Genomic DNA, 15480 nt, shown 5'->3' with positions numbered 1-15480 from the left:
GCGGCACGACAACCACCGGAATAGGGTGGCCCCGTGCACTGCGTCCTCGCTAGTGTTTTACTTCAAAAGGAATCTCCAACCCCGATCCGAAGATCGAGGCCGGGGATGTCAACATATCTGGCGTTGACTTTTGGCACGCTGTTGAGTTCTCAAGGAACGGACACTTCCTTCAAGCCGCTCTCGCAAGCTCTCCGGGCGCTTCGTTCTTTCGTGTCCTCAGCGTATCACGTGAGTTTCGCGCCGATTTCACCGGACATTCACTCAGCCGTATCGCTGGATTCACATCACCTCGCGGCGACTCGGCCAACCATAGCCGCTTCCGGCTGGTGCGCCTAATCGAGCATGGTGACCGTCGCGCGGGGGAAGGGCCAGCACCCCGTCGGTCGGCGCGCCGCAACGATCGTCCGGCTCACCCGGATGCCGTAGAGTGCGGCGCGTCGACCAAGAGGACTAGACCACTTGGGTCGCGCAAGGGCCTGACCGGCCCGGGATCCGGTGGACGACCGGCAGCGGGGTGACCGCGGCGTGTCGCGTGTGACCGGCCGGGCCTGCCGCCCCTTATGTGACGACATGTCCAAAGTTGGCATGATTTAGGCTTCAGTCGACATACGCCCCAGCCGCTCCCCCGCGGCCGCACGCCTGTACTCCGCACCTGGGAGGCCCACACCATGACCACTGTGACGTCGCCGCTGACCGGCCGCGCCATCGGACTCGCCAACGTGCCCGACCCCGTCTTCGCCGGTGCGATGGTGGGCCCCGGGACCGCCATCGACCCGGTGCGCGAGCCGACCACTGCGGTCGCGCCGGTGGACGGCCTGGTCGTCTCCATGCACCCGCACGCGTTCGTGGTGATGGACGAGAACGGGCACGGCGTGCTGACCCACCTCGGCATCGACACCGTCCAGCTGAACGGTGAGGGCTTCGAGCTGCTGGTCAACAAGGGTGACCAGGTCAAGCGTGGTCAGCCGGTCATCTCCTGGAACCCCGCCGCGGTCGAGGCCGCCGGCAAGTCGCCGATCTCCCCGATCGTCGCGCTGGAGGCCACGGCCGATGCGCTCAGCGCGGTGGCCGAGACCGGTGAAGTCGCCACCGGCGGCGACCTGTTCACCTGGAACTGAGACAGCCCCGGCACCGAGACTCCCGGCGCCGAGACGACGAAACGCCGGACAGTGCCCCGTCCCACATGCTCGAGTGGGACGGGGCAGCAGTGCGGGCGAAAGGAATGAAGCACATGGAGAAGACGCTGCGCGGCGTGGGTGTCAGCCACGGGGTCGCCATCGGCCAGGTGCGGCACATGGGGACCGCAGTGCTGGAGCCCCCGGCCCACCAGATCCCGACCGAGGACGCACCGCGCGAGCGGGCCCGGGCCAAGCAGGCCGTCGACGCCGTGGCCGCCGACCTGATCGCGCGCGGCACGCTGGCCGGCGGCGAGGCGCAAGCCGTGCTGGAGGCCCAGGCGCTGATGGCGCAGGACCCCGAGCTGCTCGCCGACGTGGAGCGCCGGATCACCGTGGGCAGCAGCGCCGAGCGGGCGGTCTACGACGCGTTCGCGGCCTACCGGGCGCTGCTGGCCGCGGCCGGCGAGTACCTGGCGGGCCGGGTGGCGGACCTGGACGACGTGCGCAACCGGATCGTGGCGCGGCTGCTGGGCGTGCCGATGCCCGGTGTGCCGGACAGCGACGAGCCGTACGTGCTGTTCGCCCGGGACCTGGCGCCGGCCGACACCGCGCTGCTGGACCCGACCCTGGTGCTCGGCTTCGTGACCGAGGAGGGCGGTCCGACCAGCCACTCGGCGATCCTGGCCCGCGCGCTGGGCGTGCCGGCCGTGGTGGCGCTGCCGAACGCCACCGATGTGGCCGAGGGTGTCGTGGTGGCGGTGGACGGCAGCAGCGGTGAGGTGCTGCTGGACCCGAGCACCGAGAAGCAGGACGAGCTGCGCCGGCTGGCCGCCGAGCGCAAGGCCGCGCTGTCCGCCTCGTCCGGCCCGGGCCGGACCTCGGACGGGCACCTGGTGCCGCTGCTGGCGAACGTCGGCGGTCCGGCCGACGTGGCCGCCGCGCTGGAGGCGGGCGCCGAGGGCGTCGGGCTGTTCCGCACCGAGTTCCTCTTCCTGGACGACTCGAAGCGGGCGCCGAGCGAGCAGGCCCAGGTCGAGGCGTACCGCAAGGTGCTGGAGGCCTTCCCGGAGGGCCGCGTGGTGGTGCGCGTGCTGGACGCGGGCGCGGACAAGCCGCTGGAGTTCCTGACCCCGGCCGACGAGCCGAACCCGGCGCTGGGTGTGCGGGGTCTGCGCACCCTGCTGGAGCACCCGGAGGTGCTGCGGACCCAGCTGCGTGCGCTGGCCGCGGCGGCCGAGGGCCTGCCGGTGCACCTGGAGGTCATGGCCCCGATGGTGGCCGACCGGGCGGACGCCAAGGCGTTCGCCGAGGCCTGCCGCGAGGCCGGGCTGCAGGCGAAGTACGGGGCGATGGTGGAGATCCCGTCCGCCGCGCTGCGGGCCCGCGCCATCCTGGAGGAGGTCGAGTTCCTTTCGCTGGGCACCAACGACCTCGCGCAGTACACGTTCGCGGCAGACCGTCAGGTCGGCGCGCTGGCCCGGCTGCAGGACCCGTGGCAGCCGGCGCTGCTGGACCTGATCGCGGCCGCCGCGGGCGCGGCCAAGGCCGCGGGCAGGAGCTGCGGCGTCTGTGGCGAGGCGGCCGCCGACCCGCTGCTGGCCTGCGTGCTGACCGGGCTCGGGGTGACCAGCCTGTCGATGGGCTCGGCCTCGATCCCGTATGTGCGGGCCTCGCTGGCGACCTACACGCTGGCCCAGTGCCAGCGGGCGGCGGAGGCGGCGCGCGCCGCCGACAGCGCCGAGGAGGCGCGGATCGCCGCGCAGCAGGTGCTCTCCGGCGAGTGAGCCGACAGCTGTGCGTGTAGCGGGCCCCCGCCTTGTGGCGGGGGCCCGCTCGCGTGCTCAGGCCCGGCGCTCGCGGCCGAGGCGCTCGAAGAAGCGCAGGTGCTCCAGGTTGTCGACCGAGCCGGGGTTGACCGCCTGGTCGAGCGGGGTGCCGGCGAGCAGCCGCTTGACCGGGACCTCGATCCGCTTGCCGGTGAGGGTGTGCGGCAGACCGGTGACGGCGATGACCTCGTCGGGGACGTGGCGCGGGGAGAGCTGCTCGCGCAGCACCGTGCGGATCCGCCCGCGCAGCTCGTCGTTCAGCTCGGCGCCGGGGGCGAGGACGACGAAGAGCGGCATCCAGTAGCCGCCGTTCTCCTCCTCCAGACCGATCACCAGGGACTCGGCGATCTCGGGGAGGCGCTCGACCACCTCGTAGATGTCCGAGGAGCCCATCCGCACGCCCTGGCGGTTGAGGGTGGAGTCGGAGCGGCCGTGGATGATCACGGTGCCGCGCGAGGTGACGGTGATCCAGTCACCGTGCCGCCAGGTGCCGGGGAACATCTCGAAGTAACTGTCCCGGTAGCGGGTGCCGTCGGGGTCGTTCCAGAAGCCGGTGGGCATCGAGGGGATCGGCTGGGTGACGACCAGCTCGCCGACCTCGTCGGTGTGCGGCTTGCCGTTGACGTCCCAGGACTCGACGGCCGCGCCCAGGCAGGGGGCCTGGATCTCGCCCAGGTGGACCGGCAGGGTGGGGACGCCGCCGACGAAGCAGCTGCAGACGTCGGTGCCGCCGCTGACCGAGGCGAGCCAGACGTCCGCCTTGACCTCGTCGTAGATCCAGCGGAAGCCGTCGGGGGGCAGCGGGGAGCCGGTGGTGCCGATGCAGCGCACGGCCGAGAGGTCGAGGTCGCGGCCGGGGTGCAGCTCGGCCTTGCGGCTGGCGATCACGTAGGCGGCCGAGGTGCCGAGCACGGTGGCGCGGGTGCGGGCGGCCACCTCCCAGAGGGCGCCGGTGGTGGGGTGGCCCGGGCTCCCGTCGTAGGTGACCACGGTGGCGCCCACCAGCAGGCCGGCGACCAGGAAGTTCCACATCATCCAGCCGGTGGAGGTGTACCAGAGGAAACGGTCCTTCGGGCCGAGGTCGAGCTGGAGGGCGGCCTGCTTGAGGTGCTCGACCAGGATGCCGCCCTGGCTCTGCACGATGGCCTTGGGCAGGCCGGTGGTGCCGGAGGAGTAGAGCACCCAGAGCGGGTGGTCGAAGGGGAGCTGCTCGAAGACCGGTTCGACGGCGGCGGCGGTCAGCTCGGCCCAGTCGAGGGCGCCCTCGGGGGCCGGGGAGCCGAGCAGCGGGACGTGCACCAGGGCCCGCACGGTGGGCAGCTCGCGGCGCAGCTCGGCGACCACCCCGGTGCGGTCGTGGTTCTTGCCGCCGTAGTGGTAGCCGTCGACCGCGAAGAGGACCACGGGCTCGATCTGCTGCAGGCGGTCCAGCACGCTGCGGGCGCCGAAGTCGGGGGCGCAGGAGGTCCAGATGGCGCCGATCGAAGCGGTGGCGAGCAGCGCGACGATGGCCTGCGGGATGTTGGGCAGGTAGGCGCCGACCCGGTCGCCGGGGCGCACGCCGAGCGAGCGCAGCTCGGCGGCCAGCGAGCCGACCTGGCGGCGCAGCTCGGCCCAGCTCAGCGCGATCGGCTCCGCGGTGGTCTCGTCCAGGTGCAGGATCGCGGGCAGCTCGGCGTGCGCGGGGTCGGCGCCGAAGCGCAGCGCGTGCTCGGCGTAGTTGAGGGTGGCGCCGGGGAACCAGCGGGTGCCTGGCATCGTGGCGTCGGCGAGCACGGCCTGCGGCGCGGTGCCGAACCGGACGTCGAAGTACTCGGTGACCGCGGTCCAGAAGCGCGCCAGGTCGGCGGTGGACCAGGCGTGCAGTGCGGCGTAGCGGGCGGCCGCGGTGGCGTCGTCCGGGGCGGGGGCCAGCGGGGCGGCGGGGGCGCCGTGGTGCTCGGCGGCCCAGGCCTGGAAAGCGACCAGGCGGGTGGCCGCGGCCGCCTCGGGGCGGGGACGCCACAGCGGCTGGTCGGCGGGCGCGTCGGCGCCGGTGGCCTGGTCCTGGGATGGGGTGCTCACGGTGGTGGTCTCCCGGCCGGAAGGTGGGGGCGGGGGTGGCGCTGGTGGCGGCTCCCGTCCCGTGCGTACGGACGGTCCAGACCCTGCCATGTGATCGTTCGCCGCGCCAGGGGCGACGTGGCGGGCTCTGTGTGCGGCCCTGCCCGCCCGGCGTGCGGGAGCGGCAGCTGCCGTCGCGCACGGTGAAGCCGGCCGGCCGGCCGCTGGACGGGCAGGCCGGGCGGCCGGCTTCGTGCCGCTCGATCCGTGGCCGCTCGATCGGTGATCAGTGCCGCGTCAGGCAACTTCCGCGCGACGGGGCGAAGGTTGCCTGAGGCGGCACTAGCCGGCCGGGTCGGCGGCGTGCTGGTCGAGGCGCTCGATGGCGAGGGCCGCGAGCAGGGCCGCCGCGTCGCCGAGCACCGAGTCGTCGAAGGCGGCCTGCGGTGCGTGGTTGTAGGGGGCCTTTGCGGGGTCGCGGTCGGGCGGGCAGGCACCGATCAGCAGGTAGGCGCTGGGGATCCGCTCGGCGACCATGCTGAAGTCCTCGGAGCCGGTGACCGGGCGGGGCATCTCGACGAACCGTTCCGGGCCGAGCAGCTGACGGGCCGTGCGGGTGGCGAAGGCGGTCTCGGCGGGGTGGTTGACGGTGACCGGGTAGCCCGTGTGCTGCTCGACCTCGGCGGTCAGGCCGTGCGCCGCCGCGATGCCGCGCACCAGCGTGGCGGCCTCGGTCAGGGCGCGCTCGCGGGCTTCGGGCGAGAAGGCGCGGATGGTGGCGCCGAGCACCGCCTGGTCGGGGATCACGTTCTCGGCCGTGCCCGCGTGGAAGCTGCCGACCGTCAGCACCACCGGGTCCTGGGGGTCGAAGCGGCGGGTGGCCATGGTCTGCAGGGCCAGCACCGCCTCGCAGGCGACCGGGATCGGGTCCAGCGCGAAGTGTGGGCTGGAGCCGTGGCCGCCGCGCCCGCGCACGGTGATGGTGAGGGTGTCCGAGCTGGCCATGATCGGTCCCGGGCGGGTGGCGACCAGGCCCAGTGGCAGCACGGCGGCGGCCACGTGCAGCGCGTAGGCGGCCACCGGTGGCTCGCCGGCGGCGGTCAGCACGCCCTCCGCGATCATGATCCCGGCGCCGCCGCCGCCCTCCTCACCGGGCTGGAACATGAAGACCACCGAGCCGGCCAGTTCGGCCCGCCGCTCGGCCAGCAGCCGGACGGCGCCGACCAGGGCGGCGGTGTGCAGGTCGTGGCCGCAGGCGTGCATCACGCCGGGCAGTTCGGAGGCGTACGGGAGGTCGGTGGCCTCCTGGACCGGGAGCGCGTCCAGGTCGGCGCGCAGCAGCACCACCGGGCCCGGGCGGCCGCCGCGCAGCACCGCGGTGACCGAGCTGAGCCGTCGGCCCAGGGTCACCTCCAGCGGCAGGCCGTCCAGCGCGGCGAGCAGCCTGGCCTGGGTGAGCGGCAGCTCCAGGCCGATCTCGGGCTCCTGGTGCAGGGCGCGGCGCAGGGCGGTCAGCTCGGGCTGGAGCCGGGCGGCGGACGCGCGCAGGTCGGCGGGGTCGACGGGCATGGTGCCTCCTTCTTGTGGGGGGTGCGGCCGGGAGGGCTGGGGTCATGGTGCCCGCGGGAGCGGCGGAGGGGGCGGTTCGCACGGTCTATCACTCTCGGCCGGGTTCGGTGCACGAAATGCGCCAGGGCGCCGGGCCGCCGCTACCCTGACGCCATGTCGAATCACGCGCGTGGCGAGCGGCAGCGGTTGGCCGAACTCCTGGCGGCGGCGGGGCCCGAGGGGCCCACGCTCTGCGCCGGCTGGCTGACCCGCGACCTGGCCGCGCATCTGGTGCTGCGCGAGGGGCGGCCGGACGCGGCGCTGGGGATCCAGCTGCCGTGGTTCGCCGGCTGGACCAGGCGGGTGCAGGAGGGCTACGCGCGGCGCCCGTATGCCGAGTTGGTGGGGCGGTTCCGGGCGGGGCCGCCGCGCGGGTCGCTGTTCGCACTGCCGGGCGCCGACGAGGCGGCGAACGCCGTGGAGTACTTCGTGCACGCCGAGGACGTGCGGCGGGCCGGCGAGTGGCAGCCGCAGGCGGTCGATCCGGCGCTCGCCGAGCTGCTGTGGCGGCGGCTGCCGATGTTGGCCCGGTTCGAGCTGGGCCGGCGGACACCGGTGCGGATGCTGCTCTGCCGGCCGGACGGAAGGAATCTGACGGTCGGTCAGCGGCGGCCCGGTTCGGTGCGGGTCACCGGGGAGCCGGCCGAGCTGGCGCTCTTCGCCTTCGGGCGCGGAGCACGGACCGAGCTCACCGTGACCGGGCCGCCGGACGAGGTGGCGCGGCTGCGGCGCGCGGTGGGGCTGCCCGCCGCGTAACCGGCCGGGCTCCCGCCGTCGTTTCGGCGCCGGCCGAAAGGTCCCGGGCCGAGAATGGGTCTCATGGCGAAACGTGACACGGCGGACGGGGCGGCGGAACTGGCGGCGGTGGCCGGGCTGCTGGCCGACGGCACCCGGGCGGCGTTCTGCCTGGCGCTGCTGGACGGCCGGGCCTGGACGGCGGGCGAGCTGGCCCGGCACGCGGGGGTGGCGGCCGCCACCGCGACCGAGCACCTGAACCTGCTGGTGGGCGGTCGGCTGCTGGCCGAGGAGCGGCAGGGGCGGCACCGGTACGTGCGGCTGGCCGACCCGCAGGTGGCCGAGCTGATCGAGCAGCTGGCCGCGCTGGCTCCGCCCGGGACCGTCCCGCCGGCGGCCCGCTCCCTGTCGGCGGCCGGGCGGCGCAGCGCCCTGGCCCGGGGCCGGACCTGCTACGACCACCTGGCGGGCACGGTGGGCGTGGCGATCTACGACGCGATGTCCGAGCGCGGGCTGCTGGACCAGCACGGCGGCCTGCGGCTGACCGGTCAGGGCGATGCCTGGCTGGCCGAGCTGGGTGTCACCGTGCGGCCGGACGGCCGGCGGCCGGCCGTGCTGGCCTGCCTGGACTGGACCGAGCGTCGCCCGCATCTGGCGGGTGCCGTCGGCGCGGCGCTCTGCCACCGGGCGCTGGAGGCCGGCTGGGTGACCCGGATCGGCAGCAGCCGCGCGGTGGCGGTCACGGCGGCCGGGCGCGAGGTGCTGCGCGAGCGGCTCGGGGTGACGGCTGAGCCCGCCTGAGCAGGCGCGCTCAGCCCTCGACCGGCGGGTACTCACCCGCGAACCAGGCGGTGGTGATCCTGGTGTGGAAGGGGAAGGCGAGCTCGGTCGGCGCGTCGATCAGCTGCCAGCCCTCGGTCTCCTCGGTGGGGACGGACGGCGGCAGATCGGCCAGGTCCTGGGCGGGCAGCAGGGCGAACAGGCCGATGAAGCTGCCACCGGGGTCCGAGGTGGTGGCGATCAGGGTGACACCGGAGACATCGGCGTGGATGCCGGTCTCCTCGCGCAGCTCGCGCACCGCCGCCTGCTGCCAGCTCTCGCCGTAGTCGACGTAGCCACCGGGCAGCGCCAGCTCGCCGTAGCCGGGCTCGATGGTGCGGCGGATCACCACCAGGCTCCGGCCGCCGTCGGGGCGATTGACCGGGAGCAGGGTGACGGCCACCGGCAGCGGGTTGCGGTAGCTGATCTCGCCGCAGCCCGGGCAGGTGCGCGGCCAGCCGGTGGTGCCGGCCGGGTAGGCGGTGCCGCACCAGTGGCAGTGCGCCCACGGGCCGAAGGTGGCGGGCCGGGCAACCTGATCAGTGGTCATGGGGTGGATGGTAGTCCGAACGGCCGAACCGGGGCGGGCCGAGGTGGCGGTGGGTGCGCAGGTGGGGCGGCGGTGGGGTCGCTGGGGGCGCGGTGGGGTCGCAGTGGGGCCGCGGTGGGGTCGCGGTGGGTGTTCTGCGGGGGTCTACCGTTCGAGATGGAGGCCGAGGAGGCGGTGATGGAGGACTTCGGGCGGGCGCTCGCGGCGGGGCCGCTGGTGCTGGATGGCGGGCTGTCGAACGCGCTCGCCGACGCCGGCCACGACCTGTCGGACGAGCTGTGGTCCGCGCGGCTGCTGGTGGACGCGCCCGAGGCACTGGTGGCGGCGCACCGGGCGTACTACGAGGCCGGCGCCGATGTGGTGATCACGGCCGGCTACCAGGCGAGCTTCGCGGGGTTCGCCCGGCGCGGGATCGGGCGGCGGGCGGCGGAGCGGCTGCTGGCGTCCAGCGTGGCGCTGGCCCGGCAGGCCGCGGCGACGGCCGCTCCCGCGCCGGGCGGGCGGCGGCGCTGGGTGGCCGCTTCGGTGGGGCCGTACGGCGCGGTGCTGGCGGACGGGTCGGAGTACCGGGGCCGTTACGGTCTGAGCGTCGCGGAGCTGACCCGGTTCCACCGGCCCCGGCTGGCCGCGCTGGCGGCGGCCGGCCCCGACGTGCTGGCGCTGGAGACCGTGCCGGACGCGGACGAGGCGCGGGCGCTGCTGGCGGCGGTGCGCGGGCTGGGGGTGCCGGCCTGGCTCAGCTACACGGTGGCCGGTGGCCGCACCCGGGCGGGGCAGTCGCTGGAGCGGGCCTTCGCGGTGGCGGCCGAGGTGGCGGAGGTGGTGGCGGTCGGGGTCAACTGCTGCGCGCCCGAGGAGGTCGGCGCGGCGGTGCGGCTCGCCTCGCGGGTGACCGGCAAGCCGGTGGTGGCCTATCCGAACAGCGGCGAGCGCTGGGTGGCGGCCGACCGGAGCTGGCACGGCGCGGGGCGGGGTCCGGCGGCGGACGCGCCCGGCTGGGTCGCGGACGGGGCGCGCCTGGTGGGCGGCTGCTGCCGGGTGGGACCGGACCGGATCGCCGAGCTGGCGGCTCGGCTGACGGGGTACCGGGCGGCATCGGAGGCGGCCGGCGGGTCCGGCGACGGCGATGGGCCGTCCGGGTAGCGGCGGCGCCGCGCCGTGGAATTGACGGGTCGAAAGGGCGCGTCGCGGCGCCCGGGAGCGGTGGCGCCCCGATCCGATCAGGTGGTTTGCCGTGCACTGATGTGCGCGTCCAGGGGTCCGCCTGGCAGACTCGGGACGATACCCCCGCAGTCGACATGACCACGAACCGTACGACATTGTCGACCGCAAGCCAGTTTGCCAGTGGAGGTCCCCCATGCCCGGCCCGATCCAGTCGCTCTCCCGAGCCGCCGCGATCATGCGCCTGCTGGCCGGCGGCGAGCGCCGGCTGGGCCTGTCCGAGGTCGCCACCTCGCTCGACCTCGCCAAGGGCACCGCGCACGGCATCCTGCGCACCCTGCAGCAGGAGGGCTTCGTCGAGCAGGATCCGGAGAGCGGCAAGTACCAGCTGGGCGCCGAGCTGCTGCGCCTGGGCCAGAGCTACCTGGACGTGCACGAGCTGCGGGCCCGCGCCCTGGTCTGGGCCGACGACCTGGCCCGGGCCAGCGGCGAGACGGTCTACCTCGGCGTGCTGCACCAGCGCGGGGTGCTGATCGTGCACCACGTCTTCCGCCCCGACGACACCCGCCAGGTGCTGGAGGTCGGCTCGATGCACCCGCTGCACAGCACCGCGCTGGGCAAGGTGCTGCTCGCCTTCGACCCGGTGGCCCGGGGCGAGCTGGGTGAGGGCCCGCTGGAGGCGTACACCCCGCGCACGCTCACCGAGCTGGACGACATCGACGCCGAGTGCGCGCTGATCCGGGAGCGCGGCTGGGCGGACGCGATCGAGGAGACCTGGACCGGGGTGGCCTCGATCGGCGCGCTGATCCAGGACCGGCGGCGCAACCCGGTCGGCGCGGTCTGCGTGAACGGGGCGGTCGAGCGGGTCTGCGAGGACGGCTTCGTGCGTCCGCAGTTGGTCGCCTCGGTGCGCGACGCCGCCCGGGCGATCTCCCGGGACCTGGGCGCCGGGCGGTTCTGACTCGTCGTCCGGCCCTGTGACCTGCTGGAACGGGCCCCAGCACAGCGCTACCGAGGGTGGACAGGATTCCTGTCCACCCTCCGCTGTTCTGTCCGGTTTTCCGGCCGTTTGGCGACCCGCCCGGCCGCGGTGTGGGCCCGGGCCGACGAGGGCCAGGTCACAGCCAGGTCACCCACCTTGACGTAGCCGCCCACCAGGGGGAAAACTCCCGCATAGCGGTCGACATTGTCGAACGGTGGCCGCCGGAAGTGCCTGGCAAGCCCGGTTCTCCACGCACCGGTCGTCGCCTCGCCGCAGGGCCGCCTCCCGGGGACGGGACGCCCGCCCGTCACGGTCTCCCCCGCCGTGGCGCTCTCCCCCACCCGCCTGCCACGGGCTCGACCCACCAGGCGCCGGCCATATGGACAAAGGAGTCTTTGTGTCCGCCTTCTCGAACGGCGACATCTTCGTCGGCGAAACGCTCGGCACCGCCGCCCTGATACTCCTCGGCGGTGGCGTCTGCGCCGCCGTCACGCTCAAGAAGTCCAAGGCCCAGAACGCCGGCTGGCTGGCCATTACCTTCGGCTGGGGCTTCGCGGTCATGATCGCGGCGTACATGGTCGCCCCGAAGTCGGGTGCGCACCTCAACCCGGCGGTCACCCTGGCCCTCGCCGTCAAGAGCGGCGACTGGAGCCACGTGCCGCTCTACCTCGGCTCCCAGCTGCTCGGCGCGATGATCGGCGCCGTGCTCGTCTGGCTGACCTACCTCGGCCAGTTCCAGGCCAACGAGGAGCCCACGCTGGGCATCTTCTCGACCGGGCCCGAGATCCGGAACCCGATCCAGAACCTGCTCACCGAGATCATCGCCACCATGGTGCTCTGCATGGCGATCCTGACTCAGGGCCTGACCGTCAACGGCAGCGTGTCCGGGATGGGCGTGCTGATCACCGCCTTTACCGTGGTCGGTATCGGCCTCTCGCTCGGCGGCCCGACCGGCTACGCCATCAACCCGGTCCGCGACCTCGGCCCGCGCATCGTGCACTCGCTGCTGCCGATCCCGAACAAGGGCGGCTCGGACTGGAGCTATGCGTGGATCCCGGTGGCCGGCCCGGTCATCGGTGGCCTGCTCTCCGGTCTGCTGTACAAGGGCCTGTTCTAGGCCTGCTCCAGTCGCGGTGCCCGGTCCCTGGGCCGGGCACCGCGGCCAGGGCAGCGCCGACCAGACAACCTGCCAGTCCCCCACCCCACCTCAGAGCCGAGGACCCATCACATGACCGCCAACACCGTGTCGACCGGGAACTACATCGCCGCGATCGACCAGGGCACCACCTCCAGCCGCTGCATCATCTTCGGCGCCGACGGCCGGATCGTCGCCGTCGACCAGCAGGAGCACCGCCAGATCTTCCCCCAGCCCGGCTACGTCGAGCACGACGCCGCCGAGATCTGGACCCGGGTGCAGTCCGTGGTCCGTGGCGCGCTGGAGAAGGCCGGCCTGACCCGGGACGACATCCGCGCGATCGGCATCACCAACCAGCGCGAGACCACCGTGCTGTGGGACAAGAACACCGGCGAGCCGGTGTACAACGCGCTGGTCTGGCAGGACACCCGCACCGAGGCGCTCTGCCGCGAGCTCGGCCGCAACGTGGGCCAGGACCGCTTCCGCCGCGAGACCGGCCTGCCGCTGGCCAGCTACTTCGCCGGCCCGAAGATCCGCTGGCTGCTGGACAACGTCGAGGGCCTGCGCGAGCGCGCCGAGGCCGGCGACATCCTGTTCGGCACCATGGACACCTGGGTCATCTGGAACCTCACCGGTGGCGTCAACGGCGGCAAGCACATCACCGATGTCACCAACGCCTCGCGCACCATGCTGATGAACCTGACCACGCTGGCCTGGGACGAGAAGATCGCCGACTCGATGGGCGTGCCGATGAGCGTGCTCCCCGAGATCCGCTCCTCCGCCGAGGTCTACGGCCACGCGGTCGGCGACCTGGAGGGCGTCCCGGTCGCCTCCGCCCTCGGTGACCAGCAGGCCGCGCTGTTCGGCCAGACCTGCTTCAGCGAGGGCGAGGCCAAGTCGACCTACGGCACCGGCACCTTCCTGCTGCTGAACACCGGCGAGAAGATCGTCAACTCGTACCACGGCCTGCTGACCACGGTCGGCTACCGGATCGGCGACCAGAAGCCGGTCTACGCCCTGGAGGGCTCGATCGCGGTCACCGGCTCGCTGGTGCAGTGGCTGCGCGACCAGCTCGGCATCATCTCGACCGCTGCCGAGATCGAGACCCTGGCCAACACCGTCGAGGACAACGGCGGCGCCTACTTCGTGCCGGCCTTCTCCGGCCTGTTCGCCCCGTACTGGCGCTCCGACGCCCGCGGTGTGATCGCCGGCCTGACCCGGTACGTGACCAAGGGTCACCTGGCCCGCGCCGTGCTGGAGGCCACCGCCTGGCAGACCCGCGAGGTCGTCGACGCGATGGAGAAGGACTCCGGGGTCACCCTGACCGCCCTCAAGGTCGATGGCGGCATGACCTCCAACAACCTGCTGATGCAGAACATCGCCGACGTGCTGAACGCCCCGGTCGAGCGCCCGTTCGTGGCCGAGACCACGGCACTGGGCGCCGCCTACGCGGCCGGCCTGGCCGTCGGCTTCTGGAACGACCTCGACACCCTGCGGGCCAACTGGCACCGCGCCGCCGAGTGGACCCCGCGGATGGACGAGGCGACCCGGGAGCGCGAGTACAAGAAGTGGCTCAAGGCCGTGGAGCGCACCATGGGCTGGGTCGAAGAGGACGACCAGGAGAGCTGAGCACACCGCCGGCCGGGGCAGCGCCGCCCCGGCCGGCAGCTACGTTTCCCCGGCCTCAGCTGAGGTCGAAACGCACTGTGAGAGGAGACTCCGGCGCCGCCCGCACCGCGGAGCCGGAACACACACCATGGCAACCATCCCGACCCTGGGCGCCGAGCGCACCCCCGGCCGCACCGCTTCCCGCGCCGAGACCCGTGAGCTGCTGGGCAAGGCCACCTACGACCTGCTGGTGATCGGGGGCGGCATCCTCGGCACGGCCGTCGCCTGGACCGCCTCCCAGGCGGGCCTCAAGGTCGCCATGGTGGACGCGGGCGACTTCGCGGGCGCCACCTCCAGCGCCTCCTCCAAGCTGGTCCACGGCGGTCTGCGCTACCTGCAGACCGGCGCGGTCAAGCTGGTGGCGGAGAACCACAAGGAGCGCCGGGCGCTGGCCACCGACGTGGCCCCGCACCTGGTCAACCCGCTGACCTTCTTCGTGCCGGTCTACAAGGGCGGCCCGCACAGCGCCCCCAAGCTCGGCGCCGGTGTCTTCCTCTACTCCGCGCTGTCCGCCTTCCGCGACGGCATGGGCCGGGTCTCCACCGCCGCCCACGCCGCCCAGCAGGTGCCGGCACTGAAGACCGAGGGCCTGCGCTCGGTCGCGGTCTACGGCGACCACCAGATGAACGACTCGCGGGTCGCCGTCATGACCGTCCGCGCGGCCGTCGAGGCCGGCGCCGTGGTGCTCAACCACGCCGAGGTCACCGGCCTGCGCTTCACCGGCGGCCGGGTCACCGGCGCCGACCTGAAGGACCGGCTGGACGGCGCCGAGTTCGGCGTCAACGCCCGCCTGGTGCTCAACGCCACCGGCCCCTGGGTCGACCACCTGCGCGCGATGGAGGACGCCGGCGCCGCGCCGTCGATCCGCCTGTCCAAGGGCGCGCACGTGGTGGTCAAGCGCCGCTCGCCGTGGCGCGCCGCGCTGACCATCCCGATCGACAAGTACCGCGTCTCCTTCGCCATCCCGTGGGAGGACCACGTCCTGCTCGGGACCACCGACGAGGAGTACACCGGCGACCCGCAGGACGTGCGGGCCACCGACGCCGACATCAACCAGATCATGGACGAGGCCGGCCACGCGATCAAGGACGAGCACCTCGACCGCGACCTGGTCACCTACGCCTTCGCGGGCCTGCGGGTGCTGCCCGGCGGCCCCGGCGACACCGCCGCCGCCAAGCGCGAGACCGTGGTGACCGAGGGCAAGGGCGGCATGCTCTCGGTGGCCGGCGGCAAGTGGACCACCTACCGGCACATCGGCCGGACCGTGCTGGAGAAGCTCTCGCACGTGCGCGGCACCGGGATCGGCGAGGACATCTCCCCGATCGCGGCCACCGTTCCGCTGCCGGGCGTCGGCGCGCCGAACGCCGTCGCGCACCGGCTGCTGATCGACCGTGAGCCCGGCTCGCGGATGGAGCCGCTGGTGGCCAAGCACCTGGCCAGCCACTACGGCACGCTCTCCTTCGAGATCGCCCGCATGATCGACGAGGACCCCGCGCTGGGCGAGCCGATCCACGCGGACGGCCCGGACGTGTGGGCGCAGGTCGCCTTCGCGGCGGACAACGAGTGGGCGTACACCGCGGACGACGTGCTGCGCCGCCGCACCACGATGACGGTGCGCGGGCTGGACACCCCGGAGATCCAGGAGCGGGTCACCGAGTTCCTGAGCAAGCGGAACAACGGCTGAGCCGTACAACAGGCTGACGGCTGGGCGGTACGGCGGCCGGCAGCTGAGCGGTACCGCGGCTGACGGCTGAGCGATAGCGGCGGTTCGCAGCTGATCAGCTGACGGGCGGCCACCCCAACCGGGGTGGCCGCCCGTCGTCGTAGGCCGGTTG

12 protein-coding genes are annotated in these 15480 nt (G+C 73.6%); 9 read left to right on the top strand and 3 right to left on the bottom strand.

What is annotated here, in order from left to right; genetic code table 11:
- Nucleotides 1–668 precede the first annotated feature (668 nt).
- The gene (locus ACFZB9_RS32150) at nucleotides 669–1118 is read left to right on the top strand and encodes a PTS glucose transporter subunit IIA (protein WP_391453086.1); all 450 of its coding nucleotides are present in this window, start codon (nucleotides 669–671) and stop codon (nucleotides 1116–1118) included.
- 113 nt (nucleotides 1119–1231) lie between these two features.
- Entirely contained in the window at nucleotides 1232–2902 is a 1671-nt protein-coding gene (gene ptsP / locus ACFZB9_RS32145; RefSeq protein ID WP_391453085.1) for a phosphoenolpyruvate--protein phosphotransferase, read from the top strand.
- A 57-nt stretch (nucleotides 2903–2959) separates the two neighbouring features.
- Here the strand turns inward: ptsP and ACFZB9_RS32140 are convergent, their stop codons facing one another.
- Together ACFZB9_RS32140 and ACFZB9_RS32135 are read right to left on the bottom strand one after the other, a co-directional pair.
- On the bottom strand, nucleotides 2960–5098 hold the full coding sequence (locus tag ACFZB9_RS32140; RefSeq protein ID WP_391453084.1) for an acetoacetate--CoA ligase: 2139 nt from the start codon (nucleotides 5096–5098) through the stop codon (nucleotides 2960–2962).
- A gap of 231 nt (nucleotides 5099–5329) precedes the next feature.
- The gene (locus tag ACFZB9_RS32135) at nucleotides 5330–6556 is read right to left on the bottom strand and encodes a M20 family metallopeptidase (RefSeq protein ID WP_391453082.1); all 1227 of its coding nucleotides are present in this window, start codon (nucleotides 6554–6556) and stop codon (nucleotides 5330–5332) included.
- 153 nt (nucleotides 6557–6709) lie between these two features.
- On the opposite strand from ACFZB9_RS32135, the gene ACFZB9_RS32130 reads away from it, so the two are divergent.
- Both ACFZB9_RS32130 and ACFZB9_RS32125 read left to right on the top strand, forming a co-directional pair.
- Nucleotides 6710–7351: a TIGR03085 family metal-binding protein gene (locus ACFZB9_RS32130; RefSeq protein ID WP_391453080.1), complete on the top strand. Its 642-nt coding sequence runs from the start codon at nucleotides 6710–6712 to the stop codon at nucleotides 7349–7351.
- Between the two features lie 63 nt (nucleotides 7352–7414).
- Nucleotides 7415–8131 carry an ArsR/SmtB family transcription factor gene (locus ACFZB9_RS32125; protein ID WP_391453078.1) on the top strand — a complete coding sequence of 239 codons (717 nt, stop codon included), beginning with the start codon at nucleotides 7415–7417 and terminating at the stop codon, nucleotides 8129–8131.
- A 10-nt stretch (nucleotides 8132–8141) separates the two neighbouring features.
- Here ACFZB9_RS32125 and ACFZB9_RS32120 read toward each other — a convergent pair whose 3' ends face one another.
- Nucleotides 8142–8699 (bottom strand): NUDIX domain-containing protein, encoded by a 558-nt coding sequence (locus ACFZB9_RS32120; protein WP_391453076.1) that lies wholly within the window; start codon nucleotides 8697–8699, stop codon nucleotides 8142–8144.
- Nucleotides 8700–8855: 156 nt separating this feature from the next.
- Between ACFZB9_RS32120 and mmuM the strand changes: the two genes are divergently transcribed.
- From mmuM to ACFZB9_RS32095, 5 genes are all read left to right on the top strand, one after another.
- Nucleotides 8856–9842, top strand: coding sequence for a homocysteine S-methyltransferase (gene mmuM / locus ACFZB9_RS32115; RefSeq protein ID WP_391453075.1), 987 nt, complete (start codon nucleotides 8856–8858; stop codon nucleotides 9840–9842).
- A 214-nt stretch (nucleotides 9843–10056) separates the two neighbouring features.
- Nucleotides 10057–10821 carry an IclR family transcriptional regulator gene (locus tag ACFZB9_RS32110; protein ID WP_391453073.1) on the top strand — a complete coding sequence of 255 codons (765 nt, stop codon included), beginning with the start codon at nucleotides 10057–10059 and terminating at the stop codon, nucleotides 10819–10821.
- 400 nt (nucleotides 10822–11221) lie between these two features.
- A complete protein-coding gene (locus tag ACFZB9_RS32105) occupies nucleotides 11222–11959 on the top strand; it encodes an MIP/aquaporin family protein (RefSeq protein ID WP_391453071.1) in 738 nt (245 codons plus the stop codon).
- A gap of 111 nt (nucleotides 11960–12070) precedes the next feature.
- Nucleotides 12071–13606, top strand: coding sequence for a glycerol kinase GlpK (gene glpK, locus ACFZB9_RS32100; RefSeq protein ID WP_391453070.1), 1536 nt, complete (start codon nucleotides 12071–12073; stop codon nucleotides 13604–13606).
- A 127-nt stretch (nucleotides 13607–13733) separates the two neighbouring features.
- Entirely contained in the window at nucleotides 13734–15329 is a 1596-nt protein-coding gene (locus tag ACFZB9_RS32095) for an FAD-dependent oxidoreductase (RefSeq protein WP_391453069.1), read from the top strand.
- The last annotated feature ends 151 nt before the right edge of the window (nucleotides 15330–15480 follow it).

Source organism: Kitasatospora sp. NPDC008050, from assembly GCF_042957465.1.
Lineage (GTDB): Bacteria > Actinomycetota > Actinomycetes > Streptomycetales > Streptomycetaceae > Kitasatospora.
The sequence above is the reverse complement of the archived record's forward strand: the minus strand, read 5'-3'. Positions and strand labels throughout refer to the sequence as shown.